At 64.5% G+C, this 7,196-nt stretch carries 8 protein-coding genes, 1 pseudogene and 1 riboswitch; of the genes and pseudogenes, 6 read left to right on the forward strand and 3 right to left on the reverse strand.

What is annotated here, in order from left to right:
• The first annotated feature begins 181 nt into the window (after nucleotides 1-181).
• The 6 genes and pseudogenes from Q1J95_RS12795 (at nucleotide 182) to Q1J95_RS12820 (ending at nucleotide 4,648) form a co-directional block, all read left to right on the forward strand.
• Entirely contained in the window at nucleotides 182-1,030 is an 849-nt protein-coding gene (locus Q1J95_RS12795) for a hypothetical protein (RefSeq protein ID WP_300268150.1), read from the forward strand.
• An 81-nt stretch (nucleotides 1,031-1,111) separates the two neighbouring features.
• Nucleotides 1,112-1,219 (forward strand): annotated as a pseudogene (locus Q1J95_RS12800) (DUF2510 domain-containing protein); the annotation flags it as partial.
• 90 nt (nucleotides 1,220-1,309) lie between these two features.
• Complete coding sequence (locus Q1J95_RS12805) at nucleotides 1,310-1,759, forward strand: DUF2510 domain-containing protein (RefSeq protein WP_300268165.1); 450 nt, start codon at nucleotides 1,310-1,312, stop codon at nucleotides 1,757-1,759.
• 94 nt (nucleotides 1,760-1,853) lie between these two features.
• On the forward strand, nucleotides 1,854-2,402 hold the full coding sequence (locus tag Q1J95_RS12810) for a hypothetical protein (protein ID WP_300268152.1): 549 nt from the start codon (nucleotides 1,854-1,856) through the stop codon (nucleotides 2,400-2,402).
• Entirely contained in the window at nucleotides 2,399-3,355 is a 957-nt protein-coding gene (locus tag Q1J95_RS12815) for an ADP-ribosylglycohydrolase family protein (RefSeq protein ID WP_300268154.1), read from the forward strand. The genes Q1J95_RS12810 and Q1J95_RS12815 overlap by 4 nt, the downstream gene beginning before the upstream one ends.
• A 95-nt stretch (nucleotides 3,356-3,450) precedes the next feature.
• A riboswitch (SAM riboswitch) is annotated at nucleotides 3,451-3,566 on the forward strand.
• Between the two features lie 56 nt (nucleotides 3,567-3,622).
• Nucleotides 3,623-4,648, forward strand: coding sequence for a hypothetical protein (locus Q1J95_RS12820; protein WP_300268156.1), 1,026 nt, complete (start codon nucleotides 3,623-3,625; stop codon nucleotides 4,646-4,648).
• Between the two features lie 226 nt (nucleotides 4,649-4,874).
• Here the strand turns inward: Q1J95_RS12820 and Q1J95_RS12825 are convergent, their stop codons facing one another.
• From Q1J95_RS12825 to Q1J95_RS12835, 3 genes are all read right to left on the reverse strand, one after another.
• Nucleotides 4,875-5,699 (reverse strand): hypothetical protein, encoded by an 825-nt coding sequence (locus Q1J95_RS12825; RefSeq protein WP_300268159.1) that lies wholly within the window; start codon nucleotides 5,697-5,699, stop codon nucleotides 4,875-4,877.
• A complete protein-coding gene (locus Q1J95_RS12830; protein WP_300268162.1) occupies nucleotides 5,687-6,220 on the reverse strand; it encodes a hypothetical protein in 534 nt (177 codons plus the stop codon). Before Q1J95_RS12830 ends, Q1J95_RS12825 begins: the two co-directional genes overlap by 13 nt.
• A 79-nt stretch (nucleotides 6,221-6,299) precedes the next feature.
• Nucleotides 6,300-7,079 carry a hypothetical protein gene (locus Q1J95_RS12835; protein ID WP_300268164.1) on the reverse strand — a complete coding sequence of 260 codons (780 nt, stop codon included), beginning with the start codon at nucleotides 7,077-7,079 and terminating at the stop codon, nucleotides 6,300-6,302.
• Nucleotides 7,080-7,196: the final 117 nt, after the last annotated feature.

Raw genomic sequence — 7,196 nt, forward strand, 5'->3', positions numbered from 1 at the left:
ACCCTTCACCTCAGCGCCAAGGACCGGGTCCGGCAGAAGCACGCCAAGGAGAAGGCCCGGACGCACGCCGCCGCGAGCAAGGCCCATGGGGGCGTTATTCGGCGTGCGTGCGAACGGTCGCCCCGCGGCATCCGTCGTGGGGCAGGCCGGTGCTCCACGCACACTCCTGAAGGAGAATCACATGTCCGCTCCCTACCCTCCCGCTGCTCCCTCGCCGCAGCAGCCTCCGCAGCTGCCGCCCGCCGAAGCGACGGCGCCCGCTGCGAAGAAGACGAACGTGCTGGCGCTGATCGCGCTCATCGTCGCGGCTGTCGGCTTCATCTTCGCCTGCGTTCCCGGCGCCGCGATCATCGGCTGGATCCTGCTGCCGATCGCGTTCATCATCAGCATCGTGTCGCTGTTCCTCAAGGGCGGCGGCAAGTGGATGGGCATCGTCGGCCTCGCGCTGTCGATCGTCGGCACGATCGTCGGCTTCGTCGTCTTCTTCGCGGTCGTGGCGAATGCGGCCGATGAAGCGTTCGATGAGGCCTTCGGCGACACGGATACGACCGTGTCGCAGCCGGCCGATGAAGAGGCCGAGGCGGCTGTCGAAGACGAGCCGACGGATGCTTCGCTCGATGGCACGCGCGAGAACCCGTATCCGCTCAGCTCGCAGATCAGCACCGACGACTGGACGGTCGTCATCAACAGCCACACGGCCGATGGCGCAGCCGCTGTGGCCGAGGGCAACCAGTTCAATGACGAGGCGCCGGCGGGGTCGCACTACGAGATCGTGAACTACACGGTCACCTACACCGGTGACGACTCGGGCTTGGCCGCCGAGGTCAGCGTCGCGCTCGTCACGAGCGCTGGCAACGTCGTGAACAGCTACGACAGCCTGGTCGTGCTCGCTGACAGCTTCGGCCTGGACGAGCTGTACGACGGGGCATCCGCCACAGGATCGGTGGCGTTCGTCGTGCCTGACGGCGAAACCGCGCTGATCCGGGTAGCACCGGGAATTCTGGCAGACGAGGTGTTCGTCCAGCCGTAACGAGCTGCTGCAGGGGCCCGACTGGGGTTTCGGGCCCCTGCAGCTTTCCGCTAGATCAACGTCGATTTGAGGAGAACGATCATGTCAACTGACGCGCCGAAAGCGCCCGCGGGATGGTATCCCGATCCAAACGGCGGAAAGCGGTACTGGGATGGGGAGCAATGGCTAAGTATCCCTGAGCCCGCGCCGAGTGCGGAGGCTACAGACCGTGCGAACCGATCGTCGCGTCAGCCACGTTGGAGTCGACGACGCACAGCATGGGTGACAGCATCCATCATCATGGTCATGCTGATCATCAGCGGCGGCATCGGCCTCGCATTGAAGGTCCAAGCCGACGAGGAACAAGCAGAGAGAATCGCCGCACAAGAGGCTGAGGAAGCCCAAGCCGCAGCAGAAGCAGAAGCCGAGCAAGCAGAGCAAGAGCGACAGGCCGCCGCTGATGAGCGCGAACGTGACGCACGTGATATCGCTGTCACTGAAATCGAGGCATCAGTCAAGACGATGGCCGAGGAGCACGTCGCCGACGGCATCGTCGACGGCCCCGTTCTTGAGGTTTCCTGCGATCCTGTCGACGGCGGCTCGACCGACGATCTCACGCAGAAGACAACTGTCTTTCAATGCTTCGTGGCGAATGAGGACAATGGCGACGGCACCATGTCCGGTTATTACTACAACGCCACGATGAACTGGGATTCCGGAAACTTCACCTACGGACTCGGTCAGCCGTAGGCGATGACCTGCAGCAGGGGTCCTTGAGCCCCATCCGCATGATTGACGACCAACCAACACGCCGCATACCACCGCCCGGCGCTACGGTATGACCGTGACCACAACACCTGTTCCCGACCCACCCTCGCGCCCGTTGGCGGCTGAGCCCACTCCCGCGCTACTGAGGCAGTACGCCGAGATTCTCGCCGAGCTTCGAGAGCGCGGAGTCGTGCGAACGAGCAACGCGCCCCTCGGTGACTACGCCGAGCACATCGCGCTGCAGGTTTATGGGGGAACGCTGGCGCCGAACTCCGCGAAGTCCTACGACCTTGTGGCGTCTGACGGTCAGCACGTTCAAGTCAAGGCACGCACCGTCAGTCCGACGACGAGCCCCAGCGCCGTGTTCTCGGTGTTCCGGTCATTCGAGTTCGATACAGCCGCGCTCATCGTTCTCGATGCACGGACGTACGATCTGAAGTGGGCGAGAGAGCTATCCCCAGATGATGTCCGCGAAGCTTCGCGGTGGTCATCTCATGTCAACGGTCATCTGCTGCAGATCCGCAAGGCAGAGAAGCTCGGAACCGATGTCACGGACAAATTCGCACCGGAGTTCGGCGCCACGGCACCAGCGTCTGCGCCGGTATCCGCGAAGGAGCATCCATGAACCTCACCAGCATCCAACTCGATCGTGCGATCGGCACGGTGCTCGCCTCCGCCGCCGGCGATGCGCTCGGTGCGCAGTACGAGTTCGGACCCGCGCTGTCCGACCTCGTAACGCCCGCCTTCGGACGCGGCGTCTTCGGGCATGCGCCGCACGAGTGGACGGATGACACGAGCATGGCCATTCCGATCCTCGACACTCTCGCGCGCGGCGGCCGGATCGATGATGCCGACTCACGCGAAGAGATCGTCGACCGCTGGATCGGGTGGTCGCAGACAGCGAAGGACGTCGGCGCGCAGACACGATCGGTGCTCATGCGAGTTTCGACTCCTGTTGCTGAAGACGACGTGCGCGACGCGGCTCGAACCGTGCACGAGAACGCCGGACGCAGCGGGGGCAATGGCGCGCTGATGCGCACCGGTCCGCTCGCCCTCGGCTATCTCGACCGGCCTGCGACCGAGCTCGCCGATGCTGCGCGGGCGGTTTCGGAGCTCACCCATTGGGAGGCGGACAGCGCGTCGGCGTGCATCCTGTGGTGCGGGGCAATTCGCCACGCGATTCTCACGGGTGAGCTCGACGTGCGCGGGCAGCTGACGCTTCTGCCCGCGGCAGATGCTGCGCGCTGGGGCGATCTGATCGACGAGGCGCTCGCGCCGGGCGCGCATCCGCGCGATTTCATGGAGAGCAACGGTTGGGTGGTGCGAGCGTTCCAAGGCGCGCTCGCGGCGGTCGTCGGTGCAGCATCGCTCACGGATGCTGTCGAGCGCGCGGTTCGCGGAGGCGGCGACACGGACACGGTGGCCGCGATCGCCGGGTCGCTGGCGGGCGCGGTGTGGGGCGGGTCGGCCGTGCCTGTGGAGTGGAAGCGCGAGCTGCACGGGTGGCCGGAGTACACGGCCAAGGACCTGGAACGGCAAGCCAAGCTGGCCGTGACCGCGTCGCCCACCGGTCGCTGAGCCTGTCGAAGCGCCCACCGCACCGACGTGCCGGGGCCAAGCGCCAGACTCATCGAAGCTTCGAATGTCCGGCGTCTGTAGTACAGTCCATTCAGGTTCAAGAGCTGCAGCCATCGGTACCTGGCCGGCTGCACGGCAACCCTCTCCATCGAGCGGGGTGCCCCAGGGGAAGAACCGGCCCGGCGCATCCGCGTGCGGGCAAGTCGATGGGTTGGCGCCGGTTCGTCTCGGCGCGATGGCGCCAGCCTTCAGCTGAAGGGAAGAGTCATGAACGCTCAGAAGTACCGCGAGAACCGCACGAAGGACGAACTCGACGCACTGCTCCACTACGACTTCTTCATTCCGATCAGTCGCGGATTCACCGCGGACTTCGTGGAGAAGAACTACCCCGGCTGGACGTGGAACGCACTCATCGGCGTACTGAATGCCGCCGGAGTCCGCGTCGCCCGGCCGGGCCGGCCCAGCGTCTGCCATGAGGACGTGGTGCGCATGCAATTCGACAGCGAACAATCGTGGCGCGTCGAGTGGAAGAACGGTTCGGTGACGGAGGGTCCGGCTCTGGCAGGCACCACACAACCGGCGTCACCCTCGGCCATCGAGACGGGTATCCATGACCTGTCGAGCGGGCGAATGGGGGAGCTTCCCGGCACTGCCGAAGCGATCGCGAGCCAGGCCAGCGAGACGGAGGGCCGTCAGGACGGATGGCCCGCCGACGAGTTCACGCGTGCGTGGGCAGATATTCTGGCGGATGCTCCGGCAGGAGCCGACCGCTGGGAATACCGCGTCATCGAGCCTCAGCCCGAGGATCCGCCGCACACCAGGCTAGCGCTGCCGATCGATGAGGCGTTGGAACGGGTTCGGACGGTTCCCGGGGCCCGCCTGCAGCGCCGGGCGGTCGGCCGGTGGCAGACGGTGCGAACGCCGTTCCCCGAGCTCACGAAGCCCGGGTGGGAAGAGCTTGAGGACGAGAAGCAGACCTGGCACGCCGCGCTGTACGAGTTCCCTCCGAGCTATCGCGGCACGGTCAGCAGAATGGGCGGCGTCGACGCGACACCGCAGGACTGGATCGGATTCGCGCGACGAGCCGCAGCCGCCGGATTCACACCGAGCGCATATCGGATGCTGGGAACCGCGCACCTCGCGTGGCAGGCGCGCCCGGCACGGTCTGAACGGCCCGATCCGGGGCCGCTTCCTGCGTTGCAGTCGATCGAGGTGTGGGCACGGTTCCCGAGGCTGGTCGCCGAGGGAGCGAGCCCTCTCGAGGCGATAGAACACGTCATGACGAGACGGTGACGGCAAGGGGGACGTCGAAGCGAGCGGCGTCCCCTCGCTCCCCTGCGCGAAGCGGCTGCGTTATTCAAACGCGGTCGGGCTGAACATCATCTATCGAGGCTTTGCCCCCTCTCGCTGCCGAACAAGGCTCCGAAGGCGCCGCGACACGGCGCACAACGCCCTGAACGCCGGAATTCCCAGACCGTCTGGGAATGGCTCTGGCGGTGCATCCTGACCTGGGCGGCGGTTAGCAGCCGGGTCCGGTGGGGTCTTCGTGGCAGGTGTGGGCGACGAGGGCGGTGTGTGCTTCGTAGATGCGGATCTGTTGGTCGGGTCCGGTGGCGGTGACTTCGCCGGTGAGGGGGATCCAGCCGATGCCGAAGTCGACTTCGGCGGTGTAGCGGACGTCGACGTGCGCGGTATAGGTGCCGCGTTCGGTGTAGGTGTGGCTGGTCGCCGTCGGGGTGAACTGTGCTTGGCCGAGGGCGTGCCAGGTTTTGCCGCCGGTGGTGGTTGTGGTGGTTTCGCCGTCGCCGTAGGCGAAGTCGAACCCGGCGGGGGTGAAGCGGACGGTGACGGGGAAATCGAAGATCTCCCCATCGACGGTGTGGGCGGATGCGGTGGCGACGAAGTTCGTCGGCAGGCCCGCGACGCCGACGTTGCTCGGCTCACCGGTAAGTGCCGGGCCGTCGGGGGCGAAGTGCGCGACGTCGGTGATCGTGACCGCGGGGATCTCGACGGTGTCGTCTTCGTCTTCTGTGTCCTCGAGTGGGAGGAAGCAGCTGCGGCCGTCGTCCCAGTCGGCCAGACAGTCCGCGAAGACAGCATCGCGAGTGGGGGGCTTAGGTGGGAATAGATCCTGAAGCCATTCGCTCAGGGACAAAGAGTCATCGAGGTTGCTGTTCTCGTGGCGGATACTGTCCACGACCACATCAGTGTCGTTGGTCGTGGCGTGCGTGCTGCACTTGCCAGTCACTCGTTCCAGCACCGTGCAGAACTTCACCATCCCTGGCGGACCGATCTGAGGGACAGCGAGCAGGAATGCGGTCGAGATTAGAGCTACCCAGCGCATGCATCATCCTGAACGGCCACAGTCTCTGCAATCCGCAACTCACCGTCAACTTTCGTGAACGTGACATCTAAGGCATACCGGACGGGCCGATCGGGCGACACGACAGACTGGCCAGTAGCGTCAAGGAGAACGACGCCGCTGACGTTCTCGCAAGTTCTCGCTTTGACACGTTCATCCGACATCTCGGTGCCGATGAAGCTCTCGATTAAGAGGTCGCCACTTCGTGTGTATTCTCCTGCGTACATCTCGGAGAGCTGTGTCCGTTCGTCCGCCTGGTAATCGCCCGTTGTGTATTGATTCAAGACCTCGAACGTCTGTGGATCTTCAAGATCCACAGAATTGAAATTCTCGATATACGCCCGGTAGACCCCCTCCGCCGCCGCAAACGCCTCTTCTTCGCTCGCGAACGCAGCAGTCGGCGTCGGTTCAGGCTCTGGCGTGCAGGCGCTGAGCGTCGCTGCTGCGAGGGCCAGCACCGCCAGCATCCGGAATCGGCTTGTCTGGGGTTCGGAGAGCTTCACCCGTTCACGGTAACGCGAAGCCGCCGCATCCGGTCAGAGTTATCCACAGGTGACGCCGACGACGCGGCGCACCCCGCCGCTAGAACTCGATCTCGGTTCTGAACTCGACCTCGCGAATTGCCTTCACTGTCTTCGCGAACGTGACGCCGATGTCGACGGCTTTGATCGGCCCGGCGTTAGCGATGCTCAACGCGCTGCTGAAGTTCGCGGCGGATTCCCGCGTGCCGCTCAAAGTGAATTCGTAGCGCGTCAAGAGGTTGCGCCCGTCTCGCATCTCGACGAGTGATCGCAGTTGCGGGTCATGGGTCAGGTATGAACGACGCAGGTATTCGCGGGCAGCTTCAGGATCGGGTTCCCCACCTTCGAAGGTCAGGTGCCCGCTGAGGCGATCATCCAGTTTCTTTGCGACGTCGCGCACAACCTCAGCGTCACCACTGCCAGCCGGAAGAATCGCGGCGATCTTCGCCTGCCAGCTCTCGTCCTGCGATTCAGCCTTCGCTTCGAGGAAGCGCACCTGCTTAGCTCCGAGCATCCGGCTGACGTTCGCGAAAGCGTGATACTTCGCGATCGAGAATGATTCGATCGCGTCTTCCGACATCTCATAGCTTTCGGGCTCGTAAGGGTTCCGAATGAGGAGGGCGCCCGCGACAAGTTGACCGCTGCTCTGCAGAAGGCTGTGCACCGAAGCAACAGCGCGTGCATTGAGCTCGGCTCGCCCCGAATAGGGCACGATCATCGCATTGACGTCTTCGAGCAGCGCAACGTTGGCGGGGTCGTGCTCAATGCGCAGGTAGAGGTCGTCGTCCGCGACGAGAACCGACCGCGGACGAACGACGTTCGCAGATTCTGTCTGCTCCATCAGAGTTTTCCCCTTATTCGGTCGCGCAACTTCTTCGCGTCTTCGGGTGTGTGAAGACTGCCCACGACGACGCGTGCGCCGATCTTGAGCGATGCGACTTTGATCGCCTCTATCTCA

It is taken from the genome of Microbacterium sp. (assembly GCF_029263575.1).
In the GTDB taxonomy this organism is placed as follows: Bacteria; Actinomycetota; Actinomycetes; order Actinomycetales; family Microbacteriaceae; genus Microbacterium.

Excerpts from the sequence above, each read along its gene's own strand:
- Q1J95_RS12795 (WP_300268150.1), top strand. The coding sequence starts at position 182 with ATGTCCGCTCCCTACCCTCCCGCTGCTCCCTCGCCGCAGCAGCCTCCG.
- Q1J95_RS12805 (WP_300268165.1), top strand. The coding sequence starts at position 1,310 with ATGGTCATGCTGATCATCAGCGGCGGCATCGGCCTCGCATTGAAGGTC.
- Q1J95_RS12815 (WP_300268154.1), top strand. The coding sequence starts at position 2,399 with ATGAACCTCACCAGCATCCAACTCGATCGTGCGATCGGCACGGTGCTC.
- Q1J95_RS12820 (WP_300268156.1), top strand. The coding sequence starts at position 3,623 with ATGAACGCTCAGAAGTACCGCGAGAACCGCACGAAGGACGAACTCGAC.
- Q1J95_RS12825 (WP_300268159.1), bottom strand. The coding sequence starts at position 5,699 with ATGCGCTGGGTAGCTCTAATCTCGACCGCATTCCTGCTCGCTGTCCCT.
- Q1J95_RS12835 (WP_300268164.1), bottom strand. The coding sequence starts at position 7,079 with ATGGAGCAGACAGAATCTGCGAACGTCGTTCGTCCGCGGTCGGTTCTC.